Genomic DNA, 18,715 nt, shown 5'->3' with positions numbered 1-18,715 from the left:
CTATGCGATCGCTTAAATACTCCAGCACCTAACTCATGTGGTGCAAACAATTGTCAGCCCAAAACACTAATTTTCCGTTATCCTTGTGTAAGTTAGATTGCACCTTGAATTTAGCAAAGCGCTATTACCTCTGGTGAGTCACATCGTGAGATTTTATGACTAATTCTCCCAACCAAGACCGTAACTCCCAACCTTCTCATCGTCAAAGACTATTGTTAATGCTGCTTAGTCGAGGTGGTATCGCCTTTGCAGGGCTGTTAACCATTGGCATTGTGGGGGGGTCTTGGTGGCTATGGAATTTTGTCAACAAAGACCTAACACCACTAGCTGAAGAAGGTATTTCTACTTCTCTCAATCGTCCAGTGAAGCTGGGTAAACTCAAGAACGTTTCACTATTTGGGGTTAGTTTCGGAGGTTCCTCGATTCCTAAAACCGCAACCGACCCCGATTCAGCGACAGTGGCAGGTGTTGATGTCGGCTTTGATTTATGGAGTTTAATTTTCCAACGTCGCTTAAAATTAGATGTGACTTTGGTCAATCCAGATGTTTATATAGAACAAGATAGTAATGGACTTTGGGTTAGCACCACTATATCTGCTGGCGGTAAGGGTAAAGCAATTAAGACGGAACTAGATAATTTGCGTTTTCGTAATGGCAAGCTCACATTACAGCCATTTCGGGGTCAAATTACAACAAATTCAACCCAAAAAAGTAATATTGCTTATCTAATTCCCACTGTCCCCAATACCCCAATTAGTGTTTCCCAAGTCAATGGAACCGCTCAATTATTGGAGAAAAACCAACTTATTAAATATGAGGTGGGGGGTAAACCTGGGGATGGAGGTAGTATTTTTCTACGGGGAGAAAGTCGTCCCAAAACTAAAACCCATAATTTAGAAATTCAAGCCGACGATTTAATGGCACCAAATGTGACACGTATCGTCAAGCTACCAGTAGATTTACAGGCAGGACAAGTCACAGGTGATATCAAAGTTCAATTAGCTAGGGATGAACCAGCGAAGTTATTTGGAGATGTCACAGCCAAAAATATCCGGGTACAGGTGGCACGATTACCTCAATTATTTACTAAAACCCAAGGTAAACTCAAATTTGACGATACGGAAATCAAGTTTGAAAATGCGACGGGGAATTATGGAAAAATACCCTTAATAGCTAATGGTACCATCGATCGCAAAACTGGCTTTAAGTTGGCAGGTAAGGTAAATTCCGTCAGTGTGGCAAATACCCAAGAAACTTTAAAGCTGAAATTACCATTACCAGTTAGCGGTGAGTTGCGGGGAGATTTATTTGTCACTGGAGAACTGGAAGCACCCATACTTTCGGGAAATATCGCCACAACCAAACCTGCCAAAATCGATAAGGTTGATTTTAGTAATGTTGTTGCCAAGTTTGAATATGTCACCCGCGATTTTTTAATTAGCTTTCGGGATATTCAGGGTAAACCCGTTGTGGGTGGTGAGGTAACAGGTTCTGGAGTGGTGAGGGTTGGAGAAAATCCAGGGATAGATTTTAATTTGCTTGCCCAGAATGTACCGGGAGATGCTTTAGCCAAAAGTTATGATATCAAGCCGGGATTCGCAATTGGTACCCTAGCTGCAACAGCGCGATTAGCTGGTGCATCGGAACAGGTACAAACTTTGGTAAGGTGGCAAGCACCGGAAGCTGCTTATCCTGGTACGGGTGAAGTCATAATTAATCCCAATCGTCGGGTTGATTTTCGCAATACATTACTCACTGTTGCAGGTGGCAAAGTTAAAGCAGCAGGAACTTGGATCAATGAAAAATGGCAAATTACCGCTGATACTTCTGGAATTGGGATTGAGCAATTTGTCGATAAAAAACAAGCTGAAAATTTAATCTTAAAAGGGGCAGAATTTAATGGTCGCTTATTAGCATCAGGGAGTACAGCCCCATTTAAAATTGATGGAATTAGTTCTATCAATGCTGGGGTTGATTTAGGTGGTGGTCGGGTAAATGTTGCTAATTTTAAGTTGAATCAACAAAATTTTGTGACTCAACTAGTTGCTAATAACGTCAGATTATCCAGAGTTTTAAAGGAGTCAGCACCTGTTTTACAAAATCCTTTAGCAGGAACATTTGTCGTGGCAGGAAACCTGGATAATTTAACTTTAAAAACTATTCAAGGTACTGGTGATGCCCTCCTAAATGTTGGTGGTGGGACAGTTGCAGTAAATAAGATCCAATTGGCGCAGGGAAATTATCAAGCACAGCTACGAGTCAACAATTCCGATGTGCAAGAATTAGCCACAGTCCCCGAACAAGTTCAAGGAAAAGTAACTGGTAATTTCCAAGTTCAAGGTACAGTTGATTCCTTCGAGTTACCGAATATTCAAGCTACTGGGCAAGGACGTTTAAATGTTGGCAATGGTGTTTTCAATGCGGCGAATATATCTCTAAAAGATGGAAATTATCAAGCTAAAATTCAAGCCAATAATGTTCCATTGCAACAATTCATAACAGGAAAAATTCCACCTCAAATAAATGGTGGTTTAAATGGTCTTTTTAATGTTGCAGGCAATGTTGAATCCTTCAAGCCAGAAGATATCCAACTTAATGGAGATGCACAATTAAATGTTGCTGGAGGAACCGTTAATGCAACAAAAATTCAACTAAATGATGGGCGTTATCAAGCATTAGTGAATGCACGGGGAGTAGAATTAAGTCGGATTAATAGTGAGTTAACAGGACAGTTTGGCAGTCAATTGCAGGTTTCAGGAGTCTTAGATTCGGAAAACTCCGCACCGTTAGAAAATTTGGCAGCAGTTGGTCAGGTACAATTATCGCGGGGATTGGCAGGAATTGAGCAACCTCTAACAGCAAGTATCGGTTGGAATGGTGAGAGACTATTGATAGATCAAGCCACTTCACGGGATGTAACCGCAAATGGTTATGTAACTGTGAATGCTAAAGGATCAGAAGTACCGGAAATTACGGGGTTAAATTTGAATGTTGTTGCCAAAAATTACAACCTGAAAAATTTACCAACTAAATTACCCAGCACATTAACACTAGCTGGAAATGCTGAATTTAATGGTCAAATTACTGGAACTTTACCTACACCCAATCTTCAAGGAAAAGTCGGAATCCGGAATTTGGATGTAAATAAGTTGAAATTTGAACCATTACTAATTGGAAATATTCAGTCGGTGCAGGGAAGTGGTTTAAAATTGAATCTTCTTGGGAAACAAGACCGGATTGCTTTAAATTTAGATGCAAATAACCGTCCTCAAGATTTTAACGTGAAGTGGCAACAAGCTACAGCCACAGGAACAACCCAGGGACAAAATTTAGCAGTTAAAGTAAATAATTTCCCTCTAACTGCTTTGAATCTAACTGCACCTCAAAATCGATTTACAGGTAAAGGTGGTGTCGGTGGTATATTTACAGGCGACTTGCTGGTTAACAAACAGAATTTAGATACTTCTGGGAATATAGCGATCGCGCAACCAACTCTAGGTAATATTAAAGGTAACAATCTCACAGCTATTTTAAACTATAGCAATGGTAATCTCATCCTCGAAAATAGCAGTTTTATCAAAGGAAATAGCCGTTATACCTTAGCTGGTACTTTCACCCCCGCTTCCCCACAACCCAAAATTCAAGGCAAAATCACCGCAACTCAAGGTAATATCCAAGATATTCTCACCACCCTACAGGTGTTTGAAATTACAGATTTTGCTAATATTCTCAAAGAACCTGAATATGGTACCGTCGCAGACTTAGCAAAAACCCAACCTGTGGGTTTACCAACTCAATCAGTGTTATCACAGCTACAACGCATCTCCGAAATTCAAGCATTAGTAGAAAATCAACAACAACAGCGAAGCAATGCATCTCCAATTCCGGAACTGGCAGACTTAAAAGGAACCTTCAACGGTGAAGTATTATTAGATACCAATAGTTCCAGTGGCTTGGCTCTACAATTCCAAGTCAATGGTCAAGACTTTGCTTGGGGTCGTCAAGACGAACCAGAACGCTACTACCAAGCTCAAAGAATTATCGCCGAAGGCAAACTAGAAAATGGAGTATTGACATTATTACCACTACGTGTAGAGTCAAATGATCGTCTATTTGCCTTTACAGGTAGTCTTGGTGCTAAGGAACAATCAGGACAATTGAGAGTTAACAACTTTCCCGTCAAAATCCTAAATAACTTTGTCAAACTACCAGTAGGGCTATCTGGGAATCTCAGCGGAACAGCTGCCATTGCAGGTAACGTGACTAATCCCCAAGCAAAAGGTGAACTCAGAATTAGTGAAGGTGCGCTGAATGCCAAAGGAATTGAATCTGCAAATGCTAGTTTTAGCTATAATAACGGAAGCTTAAATTTTGGTAGTGATATTAATGTTGTTGCAGGTTCCGAACCAGTAACAATCAATGGTAGCTTGTTCTACCCGTTACCTTTTGCCATGAATATCCCCACCAGTAATCAAATTAATCTTGACGTTAAAGTCAAAAATCAAGGATTATCGGTAATTAATCTGTTCACAAACCAGTTAGCATTTGAAAGCGGAAAGGGAGAAGTAGATTTAATGGTGCGGGGAACCGTTAAAGAACCGACCCTCAAAGGTACTGCAAGTCTTGGAGGAGCGACATTTTCAGCCCTTGCACTTCCCGGAAAATTGACAGACGTTACAGGTCAAGCTAAATTCAATCTCGATCGCATCACAGTTGATAACCTCCAAGGTAGATTTAGTCAGGGAAGAATCGAAGCCTTCGGAGAAATTCCCATTAGTAACATCGGTACACGTAACTTAGATGACGCGAGTCCTTCGCCACTGGAAAATCCCCTTACTGTTAACTTTGATCGTTTAGCTCTCAACCTCAAAAGTTTATATCAAGGCGGGGTTAGTGGTAGCTTGCAAATTACAGGTTCTGCCCTCGATCCTTTAATTGGTGGTAGTATTCGCTTGAATAATGGTCAAGTATTGTTATCTGAATCTACTAAAACCACCACATCTACTAGTAGCAATACAGATACACCTAATAATTCCGAAAATAATCCCTCTACTGAAACAGAAAGTTCCAACATACCCACGCGATTCAACAACCTCAAATTAACATTGGGGAAAAATGTTAAAATCACCCGTGCCCCAATTTTAAACTTCACCGCTACCGGAAGCCTGAATCTTACAGGATCCTTTACAGATCCAATTCCTGAAGGTGTCATTAGACTCAGGGAAGGTGGGGTTAATCTATTCACCACCCAATTTAATTTGGTACGCGATTATGAACACAAAGCTGACTTTCGCAAAAATCAACCCCGCGATCCACAATTAGATATTAAGTTATTCGCCAAAGTTCTCGATGTTGTCCAAAGTAGTGACTTTACCCGCAATGGTAACTCTGGATTAGGAGCATTAGAAAGTGTCCAAGTAGAAGCTGAAATTCAAGGTTTAGCAAGTCAACTCAACGAAAACCTCGAACTTCGTAGCACCCCCAACCGCAGTCAAACTGAACTTGTAGCCTTACTTGGGGGTGGATTTGTAGATACCCAAGGACAGGGTGCTGGCAGCACATTAGGGCTAATTAATATTGCAGGTTCTGCGGTTTTTAATAACTTTCAAAATACCTTTAATCAAATTGGTACAGCATTCGGTTTGAGCGATTTTCGGCTTTTTCCTACCGTTATATCTGAAGATCCCGAAGCTGGAAGAAACTTCTCTAGTTTAGAACTAGCAGCTGAAGCGGGTGTTGATATTTCTCGGAAAGTATCAGTTTCTGCGCTCAAAATACTCACGGCTAGTGATCCACTGCAATGGGGTATCAATTACAAAATTAATAATGAATATCGCTTCCGAGCCTCAACAAATTTCTTCGATGATAATCGAGCAGTGATCGAATTTGAAAGGAGATTTTAAAAAATTGTCTAAAAGGGAACAGGGAACAGGGAACAGTTGAAGAAGGAAGAAGGGGGTTTTGAGATGGGGATACCCTACGGGTAGACACGGAGTGGCTTCTGCAAGTAGCAAGCTGCCGCCCCAACTCAAAACTGGCGACCCGTAGGCATCGGGGTATTAAACCCCCTACTCTTGATAAAAAGTAAGTAATCGCGCAGAATTATTTACACATAAGGATCTAGTCTGAACAAGGGTTTCATGCCTGAATGTTGTGTAATTAATTTTGTTTAACTACTTAATATAAGGCTCAAACTCTTTTTCCCCCTGCCTTATCCCAAGAATAATTATCTACTTAGGGACTTCCAGAAAATAAAATATCCTGTGGTTTGGGCAGCGTTCGATGGTTCCTGAGCCTGTCGGAACGAAGTGTACCGGAGGTAAGGACTGAGCGCTCACGCCGAAGTCTTGCCCGAAAAAATTCGGATGGCTCTTCCACAATAGAAAGTTGTGCAATTATTTAATTAATTGGAAGTCCCTCATAAACATTAATTAACCTTTAGCTACAACTTCCTTCTCTTTAGCCAAAAATTTCTCCAACTCCGTTAATGCATCTGCATCAACTTTAGTTTGCATTGGGCAGAATTTAGGACCACACATAGAACAGAATTCAGCAGTTTTATAAATATCTGCGGGTAAAGTCTCATCATGGTATTCTTTAGCACGTTCTGGATCTAACGACAATTCAAATTGACGATTCCAATCGAAGTTATATCTAGCACGGGACAATTCATCATCTCGATCTCTAGCACCAGGACGATGACGGGCGATATCTGCGGCATGTGCCGCGATTTTATAAGCTATTAAGCCATTTCGCACATCTTCAGCATTGGGCAATCCCAAGTGTTCTTTTGGTGTGACATAACACAACATTGCAGTACCGTACCATCCTGCCATAGCGGCACCAATCGCCGAGGTAATATGGTCATAACCAGGGGCAATATCTGTCACCAAAGGTCCTAACACGTAGAAAGGAGCTTCAGAACACTCTTCCATCTGCTTTCTAACATTAAACTCAATTTGATCCATCGGCACATGTCCGGGACCTTCCACCATAACTTGAACATTATGTTCCCAAGCTTTGCGGGTAAGATTTCCCAGGGTTTTCAGTTCAGCTAGTTGAGCTTCATCCGATGCATCATGGGTACAACCAGGACGCAAAGAATCACCTAAACTAAAAGAAACATCGTATCTTTTAAAAATCTCAATAATGTCATTGAAGTGGGTAAAGAGGGGATTTTGTTTATGATGATGCAACATCCACCGCGCCAAAATACCACCACCACGGGAAACAATACCTGTAATTCGATTTCTAACTAAAGGCAAATGTTCGATTAAAATTCCCGCGTGGATAGTTTGATAGTCTACCCCCTGTTGAGCATGTTTTTCGATGATGTGGAGAAAGTCATCAGCAGTAAGATTTTCAATATTGCCGTGAACACTTTCTAAAGCTTGGTAAATTGGCACTGTACCGATGGGAACAGGGGAAGCATTAATAATGGCTGTACGAATTTCATCTAAATTACCGCCACCTGTGGATAAATCCATAACGGTATCAGCACCATATTTGACTGAGAGTTGCAGCTTCGCAATCTCCTCATTGATATCTGATGAGTTGGGAGAAGCGCCGATATTCGCATTGACTTTGCATCTGGAGGCAATACCAATCGCCATTGGTTCCAAATTAGCGTGATTTATATTGGCAGGGATGATCATTCTTCCCCGTGCAACTTCGTCACGAATTAAATCAGCTGGAAGATTTTCCCGCGTCGCCACATAGTGCATTTCTTCAGTAATGACACCTTGACGAGCATAATGCATTTGGGTGACATTAGCTTGTCCGCGACGTTTAGCGATCCATTCTGTCCGCATAGTTATAAATTTCCTTTATAAATGGCTTCCCTACGCTGGTATTACCCAGTCTCAGGTGTTAAGGGTGTATTCTCAGCCCGATTTTACAGGCACCCCTAGCAATTTCCATTGTGCAGATTTTTTATAAAGTTATCAATTGGTTATGGGTGGGCGATACGAATCTTGATATTTGTTTGGGATCTGTTAGATAAGTATACATACTCAACATGGAAGTTAAAACTCGGTAGAGAAGTAGCGGCACTATCTCTCTACAGGTTTTGATTTTTTTGTTTTAAATTCCGGCACCATCCAAAAATTCATCAATAGCCTTATCTCTAATTCGACAGTGATTATGATGGTCATCTATATGGCTATGGCTTTCGGAAAAGCTGCTACTAACGAGGGCAAAGTCACGGATACTAGTAGTATTTTCTGCCAATTCCGATGGTTGTTTCATTTCCTGAACTTGTTGCTCTAGTTGTTCGATTCTGTCTACTAATGCTCTAATTGCTTGGGCTTCAGCATCTGGTAGGCTACCATGTTCTAGAGGATTTACCCGGACTCCAGAACGGTAAACTATCCTACCAGGTATGCCAACTACGGTGCAATCAGAGGGGACATCTCGTAACACAACTGAACCGGCACCGATGCGAACATTGTTACCAATTTCAATATTTCCCAAGACTTTTGCGCCAGTGCCAACTACGACATTTTCCCCTAGAGTTGGGTGACGTTTACCGCTTTCTTTACCTGTACCACCAAGAGTGACACCCTGATAAATTAAGGCGTAGTCTCCGATAATAGCAGTCTCGCCAATAACTACTCCCATACCATGATCTATAAATACACCAAGTCCGATTGTGGCACCTGGGTGAATTTCAATGCCAGTTAAGAAACGGGCAATGTGTGACATTAATCGGGGAATAAAGGGAATATTAATTGTGTATAGTTTATGCGCCAAGCGATGGAAAACCAATGCTTGCAAACCGGGGTAGCAGAACAGCACCTCCAACCAGTTACGCGCTGCGGGGTCACGCTCAAAGATAATACGAAAGTCAGTAAGGAGTGCAGTTATTATGCTCATATCTCCCAAGTTTTGCTAAATCGCTATCAACTCTATATTAACTTTATTAGTGCTATCTCCTGTAAACCTATTGTAAATTGGGAGTTGCGATAAGTAAAAATTCTGACGGCGATGATATAAATTTATCAATTGAGGAAGTGCGATGTCAAAGACAAGCCGCTTATAGGTCTACGCACTTCCCCAACATAGCAGTATTGACAGCCATTTTCAGGTAAATAGACCACTCTGTAGGGGCTTAGAATTGCTAAACCCCTACGTTTGATGTGGTTCAAATAGGTGAAAACTGCTGTAACTACTAGCCACTCTTCTTTAGGGTTGATTTCCGGCTTCGGCAAGTGCCTCTAGATGAAAAGCAACGTTTTTGAGTGACATCTGGATTTCGTTGCTGTAGGGAAGACTTTTCCATCTTTTAGTTGTGGCATTTTCTAAAGCAGTTGTATCTAGGTATTCTGCGAACACTACTAACTTTTCGGAGTCTGTGGTAGCTTCAGCTAAGTTTGTTAAAAATTCTTGAGGTGTCATGATTCTTTACTCCATAAGGTTCGCGTCACGGTTTTAATTAGTATTTGTGCCACATCTAGATTTTAATTTCTGATACTAGCTTTCATTATTAGGGATTTTTTTATGTCAATAGCAAAAAGCGCCCTCTCCTAGGAGAGGGCGCTTTTCAAACTTTATTTATTAGTCTCGACTAGCACCACTCGGATATTAACCGTTGATAGCAGGTGCAGACAATGCAACAGGTGAAGCATCACCAGCAGCCAAGTCTAAGGGGAAGTTGTGAGCGTTACGCTCGTGCATTACTTCCATACCTAGGTTAGCCCGGTTGATTACGTCTGCCCATGTGTTGATGACGCGACCTTGGGTGTCAATTACTGATTGGTTGAAGTTGAATCCGTTCAGGTTGAATGCCATGGTGCTGATTCCCAAGCTGGTGAACCAGATTCCTACTACTGGCCATGCTGCTAACAAGAAGTGTAAGCTGCGGCTGTTGTTGAAGGATGCGTATTGGAAGATTAGACGACCGAAGTAGCCGTGTGCTGCAACGATGTTGTAGGTTTCTTCTTCTTGACCGAATTTGTAACCGTAGTTTTGGCTTTCTGTTTCGGTTGTTTCACGTACCAAGGAGGAGGTTACTAGTGAACCGTGCATTGCGCTGAACAATGAACCACCGAATACGCCTGCTACTCCTAGTTGGTGGAAGGGGTGCATCAAGATGTTATGTTCTGCTTGGAATACCAACATGAAGTTGAATGTTCCTGAGATGCCTAAGGGCATACCATCTGAGAATGAACCTTGTCCGATTGGGTAGATTAAGAATACTGCGGTTGCTGCTGCTACTGGTGCTGAGTATGCTACGCAGATCCAAGGACGCATTCCTAAGCGGTAGGATAGTTCCCATTCACGTCCCATGTAGCAGAATACGCCGATGAGGAAGTGGAATACTACTAGTTGGTAAGGACCGCCGTTGTACAACCACTCATCTAGGGATGCTGCTTCCCAAATTGGGTAGAAGTGAAGTCCAATTGCGTTGGATGAAGGAACAACTGCACCGGAAATGATGTTGTTTCCGTACATCAAGGAACCTGCTACTGGTTCACGGATCCCGTCGATGTCTACTGGGGGTGCTGCGATGAAGGCTACGATGAAGCAGGTTGTTGCTGCAAGTAGGGTTGGGATCATCAATACGCCGAACCAGCCGATGTATAGACGGTTTTCTGTGCTGGCAATCCAGTTACAGAACTGTTCCCATACGTTGGCGCTTTCGCGTCTTTGTAAGGTTGTGGTCATGGTTTTATAATTGCTTGATTTTTGTATGATTTGGTTGGCTGCTTGCCTTCCATGTAACTAAATATAATAAACTTATTTAGTTTTGTAAAGTATTTTAACTTAAGCATAAGTTATCGTATTCGTATATATATTAGATTACAGATTATATTCTAACGCAATAATAAGCCTTTGGAGCTCATAGAGGTAATTGTTTGAGTTGATTTCTTGAGGAATGCGAACGATTTATGTCGCCCAAGCTTCGCTGAATGTAACGAAAAAGCAAAAAAGCGTGTTGAGTAAACACTCACACGCTTTTAATATTTAGAAATATTAATGTAATATCCCTTAACCTGGGGGCCAACTCATCTGCCGCCCACCTAATATGTGTAAATGTATATGGTGAACTGTCTGCCCGCCATCATCACCTGTGTTGATTACCACCCGATACCCTTTTTCCAATCCTGCTTGTGCAGCTACTTTCTTTACAGTTTGTAACAAATGTCCTAAGAGAGCAGTATCATCATCTGTGGCAGCATCCAATTTAGGGATGACCTTTTTGGGAATTACGAGGATGTGAACAGGTGCTTGGGGGTGAACATCTTTGAATGCAAGTGCTAAATCATCTTCGTAAACGATATCTGCAGGTATCTCCCGACGAATAATCTTGCTAAAAATTGTTTCCGTGGTTTGGCTCATTTTGATTTACCTTCTTATCTGTTAAAGATTTTAGAAGGTTAGCGACATTTTATGGGGCTGGCTGAATAAATGAAAGATGTTTGATCGGGTTGAATGCAATCAATAATATATAAGAGGTTCCGGTGGAACGTCTTTAGGAGATTTGAGTGTGGGATGACAAAAATTCCGCTAACCAATCTTTGACGGTGCGGGTAGCGTGACAGTCGTCTTCGTTATAGGTTTCGATGGTTTCTAGTAAAGTGCGATCGCTTGTTTGTAACCATTGGTCATACCAGTATATACATTTTGCGCCACTGGCTTCGGGGTTGCGCCATTGGAAACCTAGCCAACGGGCAATGGTTTTTAAAGCATAACTCTCCACTGGTAGGGCAACGCTTTGAATAAATTCTTCGTAAATATCTATAAATCTAAATAATATTGGTTTAATTATGGCGTTGGAAGTGCCGTATAGTTTGGCTAATCGCTTGACGGTATCAAATTCATATACACAAAAATGGTAAATTGGTGCGTCGGGATATTGAGAAACCAAATTTACAAACTGTTGCCAAACTATTTTTTCATCTTCGGGCTTTTCGGCGAGGAATGAATAAAATTTTTCACTATTATTTTGTTTATCTACAACTAGAACGCCTAGTAAGTAGTTTAAATCTAGATCTGGTTGAGCTTCGATATCAAAGTAAAGTTCTATATCGGCGGAATTTTGAATCCAAGGCTGATTTGGTTGTGCTTGGGGTAATAATACAGGTTTATTTGTAGTGATTGATTGTGCTTGAAGAACCACTTTCCGGGCAATAATCGGATCAAATCCAGATAGATTTTCCAATTCTGTGGGATTTGCATTTGCCAAGGCTACAGGTGTTGTGATATCTAAAGTTTGTAGTTGACTATAACGAACAGGTGTGACACCTGGTAATAAAGATAGGTGTTGTTGGGATTGTGCGATCGCATGACACTGAGTATGCCAGTGACAAAGATTGCATTTTTGTCGAGAAATGAATATTTCTGGGGGTGTTGTATTTTGAAGGGTATCAATACATTCCGCCAAAATTTGCTGCATTTGGGGTTGCCACTTGCCTAAATCAACACGGTGACTGGTATTTCTGCCCCGTAAAACTACCCAAGCATTTTCGGTTTGCTGTTGCTGTGTTGTCTGCAAAACCAAAGCGTGAAAAGCTGCGGTAACTTGATATTCTTGTTTAGGACGTTTCCCCAACTCAATACTTACCGGAACATAAACCCAATCCCCAAATATTGATTTTCCGGTTTTTTTCACCAGTAAATCTGGTCTACTAACTAAAGTATGTTGTTTAAAGGCTGAAGAACTCGCTTGAACTGTGCCTGTGAGTTGCCCTGCTTGGTCGCTAAAAGCACAATTTTCTTCCCAAATCTCTTCAGTAATTACCTCATGGTGCGGAGCCAACAGTAAACCATGATAAATTAACTCTACGCCCTGCTGCATCAACTTGAGAGTTTCATTATGCCCAGTTTGCCAATCTTTACGGGGATACCTCGGTTGTTTGTAATCACGTTGCCCGATGATTGTTTTTTGGTGAATAATTTTATCTTGTTGTAGTTTAACCAATAGATCGGTAGGGCGATCGCGTTGAGCAAAATCGCCGTGAATATCTAGAAAAGGTCGGCGTTTGCAGCGTTGATATTGTAATAATAGGTCAGCATTAATTAACATTCTTTTAAGCTAACAGGAATTGGCACCAAATGGGAGTATTTTAAATCACTCAAATGAGTGGCATGTATTACGATCTCCCACTTATTAAAGAAGTTGGGGATCTAGAACCTCTAATAAATGGTGAAGTATTAGTAGATTTACGTTTGATAGATGATGAATAATTCCCCCACAGAAACCAAGTTGCATCAACACCGTTCTCATTTTCTCGCTTTAGCGAATAAATCCTACTTTAACTATGGTGGTCAGGGTCCATTACCGCAAGGAGGGATAGACGCGATTCATCAAGCACAAATTCAGATGCAGCATTCAGGACCATTTGCAAGTCAAGTTTACACTTGGCAATTAAAGGAAGCTGCTTCTACTCGTCATGCGATCGCATCTGAGTTGAATGTCTCTCCACAAACCATTACCTTGACTGAAAATGTCACCATGGGTTGTAATATTGCCATGTGGGGAATCAATTGGCAAGCTGGTGATCATCTATTATTAACCGATTGTGAGCATCATGCCGTGATAGCGATCGCTCAAGCAATCCAACAGCGGTTTAGGGTGGAAGTCACAACTTGTCCGATTCTGAATGCAACTAACCCCACGGCAGTTATTCAGCAACATCTGCGTCCAAATACCCGCTTAGTGGCAATTAGTCACGTTCTTTGGAATACTGGGGAAGTTTTAGAAGTTGACAAAATAGCTCAAATATGTTCAAAAAATCAAACCCGACTATTAGTTGATGCCGCCCAATCGGTGGGGATGTTACCCTTAAACTTGACGGACTTAGGTGTCGATTTTTACGCATTTACTGGGCATAAATGGCTATGTGGTCCCGCCGGATTGGGAGGGTTATATGTATCTCCAAGCGCCCAAGATAGTCTACAGCCGACATTCGTAGGTTGGCGGAGTGTGACTACAGATATTGAAGGACAGCCACAAAATTTACAACCCCACGGCGAACGTTACGAAATCGCCACATCTGATTATCCCTTAATGGCTGGATTGCGAAACGCGATCGCGCTCCACAACCAATGGGGAAATGCTGAAGTCCGTTATCAACAAATTCTCCAAAATAGTGAATATTTATGGCGGAAGCTTTCACAGTTACAGCATGTTAAATGTCTGCTAAATTCTCCACCACCTAGCGGCTTAATCTCATTTCAACTTAGTAGTAGAGAGCGACAAACTCCACTAGTGAAACATCTAGAAACACAAGGTTTATTTGTGCGTACCATCGCTAAACCTGATAGTGTTCGTGCTTGCGTTCATTATTTCACCTCAGAATCAGAAATGGATCAATTAGTTGTGGAAATAGAGAAATTTTAGTATTTTGGGGAGATAACGTTAGACGCGATTGCCCGTAAAAAATTAGATCCCCGATTTTTTAAATAAACCGGGGATTTGGACAGTGTGAATTTCTGCTGCGGGCAGGCAAAATCAACACAAATAATATTAGGATTGTTATATTACAATACGGTTCAGTTAAGGCTATGCAGTGCTTGAAATAACAAACACAGGAGGATTGGTTATTGTTCCAGTACCTCTGTGTTTAACCTTTTTCGAGCGAAATTTTGATACAGGCTTTTTGACAACCCTTGGGTTGTTTCTATGAACCCTTTCAGGTAAAACTTGGTCAAGAATCTCCACAGTTAACCAACTAAAAAAAAAGGCAGTTCTTGTGGTTGCAAGCGCTGAAATTTGGGAAGGGCACGACGAACAACTCGTAATGTTCCTGTGAAACTTAGACGTAAGGGTGAAACATTTGCGTTGCTTGCAGCTTGAAAAATTAATAACCGAATAGCCCAATGTCCCAGTAACAAACCGTAAACTTCTTGCACCACCTCCCGTGGTTTTTGAGAACGAATATGAGTTTTGCGTCCCAAAAGATGTACCTTGAGTTCATCAATCGTATTTTCAACTTCCCAACGTTGATGATACTCAGAAGCTAGCAAATGGGCACTTAATTTTTCAATGTCCAATAAGCTCGTAATTAAACGATATTTAATTGGTTCTTCTAGATTGTCAGGATTTTCAATTGTGTACTCAATGACTCGTACTTGTATTGGCTCAAAACCTTTTTTTCTTAATTTGCCAGATGGATAAATATAACTTAAATACGAGCCATCGTCTAAAGCTTCTTCGTTTAAAAATTTAACATTGGCAGGAATTCTTCCTAAATACTCACAACCTTTACTTACCGTTGTTTGTACCATTGCGTAGGAATGCAAGCCCCTATCCCACATTAACAACATTCCAGATGTTACCGAACGTAATAATTTTAGTGACCTGACTCGCTCTCCAATCTTATATGGGCACATTAATGCATCAAAAATTAAATGTGTCCCTGCCTCTACCAAAATAACTAATCTAACTTTGGGAAATGCAGCTCGTGTACCAGGACGACTACCAGGACGACCAAAAACCCTTGCATTTTCATCGCTATCTGGAATATCTAAGCAGGTTCCATCAATTACTACGATTCGTAATCCATTTAAAAAAGCTCCTACTGTTTCGCTAGTTGCCATTGGTTGCACCAACTGATGAAACAACTGTCTCATCACCCCTGCTCCTAGTCGCTGTCTCGCTTGAGTTATGGCTGATTTACAAGGAAACCGCCAATATTTACCAATTTTTACCCACGCCTCTGAAAGACCATCAATAAGATTTTTTAGTACATCCCGCATTGAATCTCTCGACCACAGGCTCATTGCTATTATTAAGCAAACTACAAGCTGTGCTGGTAACGAGCGATGACGTTCCTCTTCGACTTTAGTTTTAGCGGTAAGCGAAGCCATGCCGTAGGCTTATCGCTTGTTCGATTGAAGTTGCTGGAATCGCTACCTCTATCGCTTTGAATATCTCCGTACTTTGTATCTTGGGAGACAATAATGAGAATTCTTTAAGATGCACCGTACTTGATTTCCATTTTTGGAAACAATGCCTATTTTACAGCTATTCGAGCCTTAACTGAACCGTATTGTGTTATATTATGTTCCTGGACGAGAGCGAATGGAATCGGGTATATGATGGCGATCGCCTAATATTTCTAATAGGGGACCATGAACATCAAATTTAACCATACTTACTGACGCGACCAAAATATTCACCCGATAGCGATAGCGTCCCAAATCGATTCCCAGTAAACTGCAAAGCAGAATCCGAATCGTGGCTTTATGGGCAACCACTAAAACATTGCCCTCCGGATATTTTTCTTGAATTTCAGCAATTACAGGCATAGAACGGTTAGCAATATCTACCGCAGTTTCTCCACCTTTGGGAGCATTCCAAGCAGGTTCTGTCAACCATTTTACATAGTTTTCTGCGTAATTCTCCTGAGCAAAAGATTTGCTCTTGGTTTCCCATTCCCCGTAACTACCTTCCCTAAGTCCGTCACGCAACTGCATATCCATACCAGTAGCATCACACAGTGGCTTGGCAGTGGCAATTGCACGCTTCATCGGACTAACATAAACCGCTTCCCACTTCAACTGTTGATAAACATCGGCAAAACTTTCTGCCATCTGCATCCCTTCAGATGTTAACTCCGCATCCGTTTCACCACAGAAATTACCACTTTGGCTAAAAGTAGTTTCACCATGTCGCAGTAAGTATAAATTGAGTGTCATAGCTTTTATAGCGATTGGGATAGAGAAGTTCGTGCAACAATAAAATACCATCAATCTTGCCATCGAGTATGTAACACTGCGACAAAATACTCAAGGGAAAAAGTCAATCAAATACAAAGATATGGGTTCCCACCCAGAACATGTCACTGAAAAAGCACCTTACCAAAAGTTGACACAAAGTGGGAGGCTCTTGCTGATTCAGCTAGAATACATAACTAACAACCTGTATTTTATATTACTCAATTAATGCAAACTTGGCTAAATAACCGTTACCGTGTGATTCAAACACTAGGAAGCGGTGGATTTGGGGAAACTTTTCTCGCAGAGGATACCCAAATGCCATCACAACGTCGATGTGTGATTAAATTGCTCAAACCTGTGACGACAAGTCCGCAAATTTATCAACTTGTTCAGGAACGTTTTCAGCGAGAAGCTGCTATCTTAGAGGAACTTGGGGGAGGCAGTAACCAAATTCCCAATTTATACGCATATTTCCAGCAAGATAGTCAATTTTATCTTGTTCAGGAATGGGTTGAAGGCTTAACCCTAACTGAAAAGGTTAGGAGAGAAGGAAGAGTACCAGAACAAATTGTTCAAGAATTATTGATCAGTTTATTAGGTGTAATCGAGTATGTACATGGAAAACGCATTGTTCACCGTGACATAAAACCCGATAATATTATTATTCGCTATCGTGATCAAAAACCTGTTTTAATTGACTTTGGAGCGGTACGGGAATCTATGGGGACTGTAGTTAATTCTCAAGGTAGTCCCACCAGTTCGATTATTATTGGTACACCTGGATACATGCCCAGTGAACAGGCTGCTGGCAGACCAGTGTATTCTAGTGATTTATATAGCTTGGGCATTACGAGTATTTACTTGTTAACTGGTAAGCAACCCCAACAGTTAGACAGTGATCCGCAGACAGGTGAAATTGTTTGGCGACAATTTGCTACAGGTGTAAGCAATGAAATGATGCAGATTATCGATCATGCGATCGCATATCATCCTAGAGAGCGTTTTAGCAGTGCCAGGGAAATGCTAGATGCTTTGGGTGGTGTTGTCAATACTGTCACACCTGCTTACCAAGTTCCGGCAACTTTACCATCTTCTCCAGAAACAATTCCTGTGATTCCCCAAACAACTCACAGTCCCCGACCAAATAATAGTATATTTCTGGGTAGTTTAATTGCAGGTGGTTTAATTGGTGCATCAACAATTATTGCTCTAGTCTTAACTAGATTTTCTCAATCTCCCATAAACAATACTATTGGTGTCACCACACCAACAGAAATTCCGACATTGAGTGGTTTCATACCAGAAAATACTCTGACACCACAACCAAGTAAAAATAGTATCTCCAACAATACTACACCCATAGTAATTAGTTCACCCCAGGGAAATCAAACTGGGGAGAGTTCGTTTTATTTCCTTGCAGATACGGCTTTTTCTGCCAATAGGGAAGCAGAAGCAAACAAGCAGATTCGGCTTTTACAAACTCAAGGTTATGGGAATGCGGGGATGCTGTGGATTCCAGACTACCCCAATTTGTCAGGGAAACAGTTATTTGAAGTATATGCAGGCAAGTTTAGCGATCGCGCTTCCTGTATAGAATTGTTACGTAGCTTTGGCAAGCAAAATCCTGATAGCTATTGTATTTTTGCCAGTAAAAACGCAAAGGCATCACCTGATAGATTCTATTACAAACAAATCACTAATTCTTCAGCGTCTCCAGTGGTATCATCAAGTGCAACAGAAAATGATTATGCTTTTCTTTCACAACGACTTGTTAGGGATGAAGATTTAGCGAATAAAACACCTTTAGAACTGGATATTATGCGAAATTCAATCTTTGCTAAATATGGACGCAAATTCGATACTCCTGGGTTACAAGATTATTTTAATAGGCAATCTTGGTACCAACCTAAATATTCCAGTCAAGATTTTGATAAATTGAATTTGCTATCCAGAACTGAAATGCAAAATGCTAGCTATATTATTCAATATCAAAAGAAGAATAACCTCCTGTATTTTCGTTAACGCATATCGCCTCTATTTAAAAAGATAT

The 18,715-nt window shown here is 41.1% G+C and carries 10 protein-coding genes, 1 pseudogene and 1 riboswitch; of the genes and pseudogenes, 3 read left to right on the top strand and 8 right to left on the bottom strand.

From position 1 onward, the window contains the following. Window positions 1-155: 155 nt before the first annotated feature. Entirely contained in the window at window positions 156-5,903 is a 5,748-nt protein-coding gene (locus tag CAL6303_RS03060; RefSeq protein WP_015196358.1) for a translocation/assembly module TamB domain-containing protein, read from the top strand. A 528-nt stretch (window positions 5,904-6,431) separates the two neighbouring features. Here CAL6303_RS03060 and thiC read toward each other — a convergent pair. The 6 genes from thiC to CAL6303_RS03030 all read right to left on the bottom strand — a co-directional run bounded on the left by thiC (window position 6,432) and on the right by CAL6303_RS03030 (window position 13,027). Continuing rightward, complete coding sequence (gene thiC / locus CAL6303_RS03055; protein ID WP_015196357.1) at window positions 6,432-7,811, bottom strand: phosphomethylpyrimidine synthase; 1,380 nt, start codon at window positions 7,809-7,811, stop codon at window positions 6,432-6,434. A gap of 10 nt (window positions 7,812-7,821) precedes the next feature. After that, window positions 7,822-7,918, bottom strand: a riboswitch (TPP riboswitch). 164 nt (window positions 7,919-8,082) lie between these two features. After that, window positions 8,083-8,874 carry a serine O-acetyltransferase gene (gene cysE / locus CAL6303_RS03050; protein WP_015196356.1) on the bottom strand — a complete coding sequence of 264 codons (792 nt, stop codon included), beginning with the start codon at window positions 8,872-8,874 and terminating at the stop codon, window positions 8,083-8,085. Between the two features lie 309 nt (window positions 8,875-9,183). Continuing rightward, window positions 9,184-9,396, bottom strand: a complete 213-nt coding sequence (locus tag CAL6303_RS03045; RefSeq protein ID WP_015196355.1) for a hypothetical protein — start codon at window positions 9,394-9,396, stop codon at window positions 9,184-9,186. Between the two features lie 186 nt (window positions 9,397-9,582). Continuing rightward, window positions 9,583-10,665 carry a photosystem II q(b) protein gene (psbA, locus tag CAL6303_RS03040; RefSeq protein ID WP_015196354.1) on the bottom strand — a complete coding sequence of 361 codons (1,083 nt, stop codon included), beginning with the start codon at window positions 10,663-10,665 and terminating at the stop codon, window positions 9,583-9,585. Window positions 10,666-10,989: 324 nt separating this feature from the next. Further along, window positions 10,990-11,340: a histidine triad nucleotide-binding protein gene (locus CAL6303_RS03035; protein ID WP_015196353.1), complete on the bottom strand. Its 351-nt coding sequence runs from the start codon at window positions 11,338-11,340 to the stop codon at window positions 10,990-10,992. 133 nt (window positions 11,341-11,473) lie between these two features. Continuing rightward, on the bottom strand, window positions 11,474-13,027 hold the full coding sequence (locus tag CAL6303_RS03030) for a TM0106 family RecB-like putative nuclease (RefSeq protein WP_015196352.1): 1,554 nt from the start codon (window positions 13,025-13,027) through the stop codon (window positions 11,474-11,476). Between the two features lie 153 nt (window positions 13,028-13,180). Here CAL6303_RS03030 and CAL6303_RS03025 point away from each other — a divergent pair, with 153 nt between their 5' ends. Further along, window positions 13,181-14,344 (top strand): aminotransferase class V-fold PLP-dependent enzyme, encoded by a 1,164-nt coding sequence (locus CAL6303_RS03025; protein WP_015196350.1) that lies wholly within the window; start codon window positions 13,181-13,183, stop codon window positions 14,342-14,344. 323 nt (window positions 14,345-14,667) lie between these two features. On the opposite strand, the pseudogene CAL6303_RS03020 reads toward CAL6303_RS03025, so the two are convergent. Together CAL6303_RS03020 and CAL6303_RS03015 are read right to left on the bottom strand one after the other, a co-directional pair. Next, window positions 14,668-15,826: pseudogene (locus tag CAL6303_RS03020) on the bottom strand (IS4 family transposase). 179 nt (window positions 15,827-16,005) lie between these two features. Beyond that, complete coding sequence (locus tag CAL6303_RS03015) at window positions 16,006-16,644, bottom strand: histidine phosphatase family protein (protein WP_015196349.1); 639 nt, start codon at window positions 16,642-16,644, stop codon at window positions 16,006-16,008. Between the two features lie 246 nt (window positions 16,645-16,890). Between CAL6303_RS03015 and CAL6303_RS03010 the strand changes: the two genes are divergently transcribed. Further along, the gene (locus CAL6303_RS03010) at window positions 16,891-18,687 is read left to right on the top strand and encodes a protein kinase domain-containing protein (RefSeq protein WP_015196348.1); all 1,797 of its coding nucleotides are present in this window, start codon (window positions 16,891-16,893) and stop codon (window positions 18,685-18,687) included. The last annotated feature ends 28 nt before the right edge of the window (window positions 18,688-18,715 follow it).

Source organism: Calothrix sp. PCC 6303 (assembly GCF_000317435.1).
Lineage (GTDB): Bacteria > Cyanobacteriota > Cyanobacteriia > Cyanobacteriales > Nostocaceae > PCC-6303.
The sequence above is the reverse complement of the archived record's forward strand: the minus strand, read 5'-3'. Positions and strand labels throughout refer to the sequence as shown.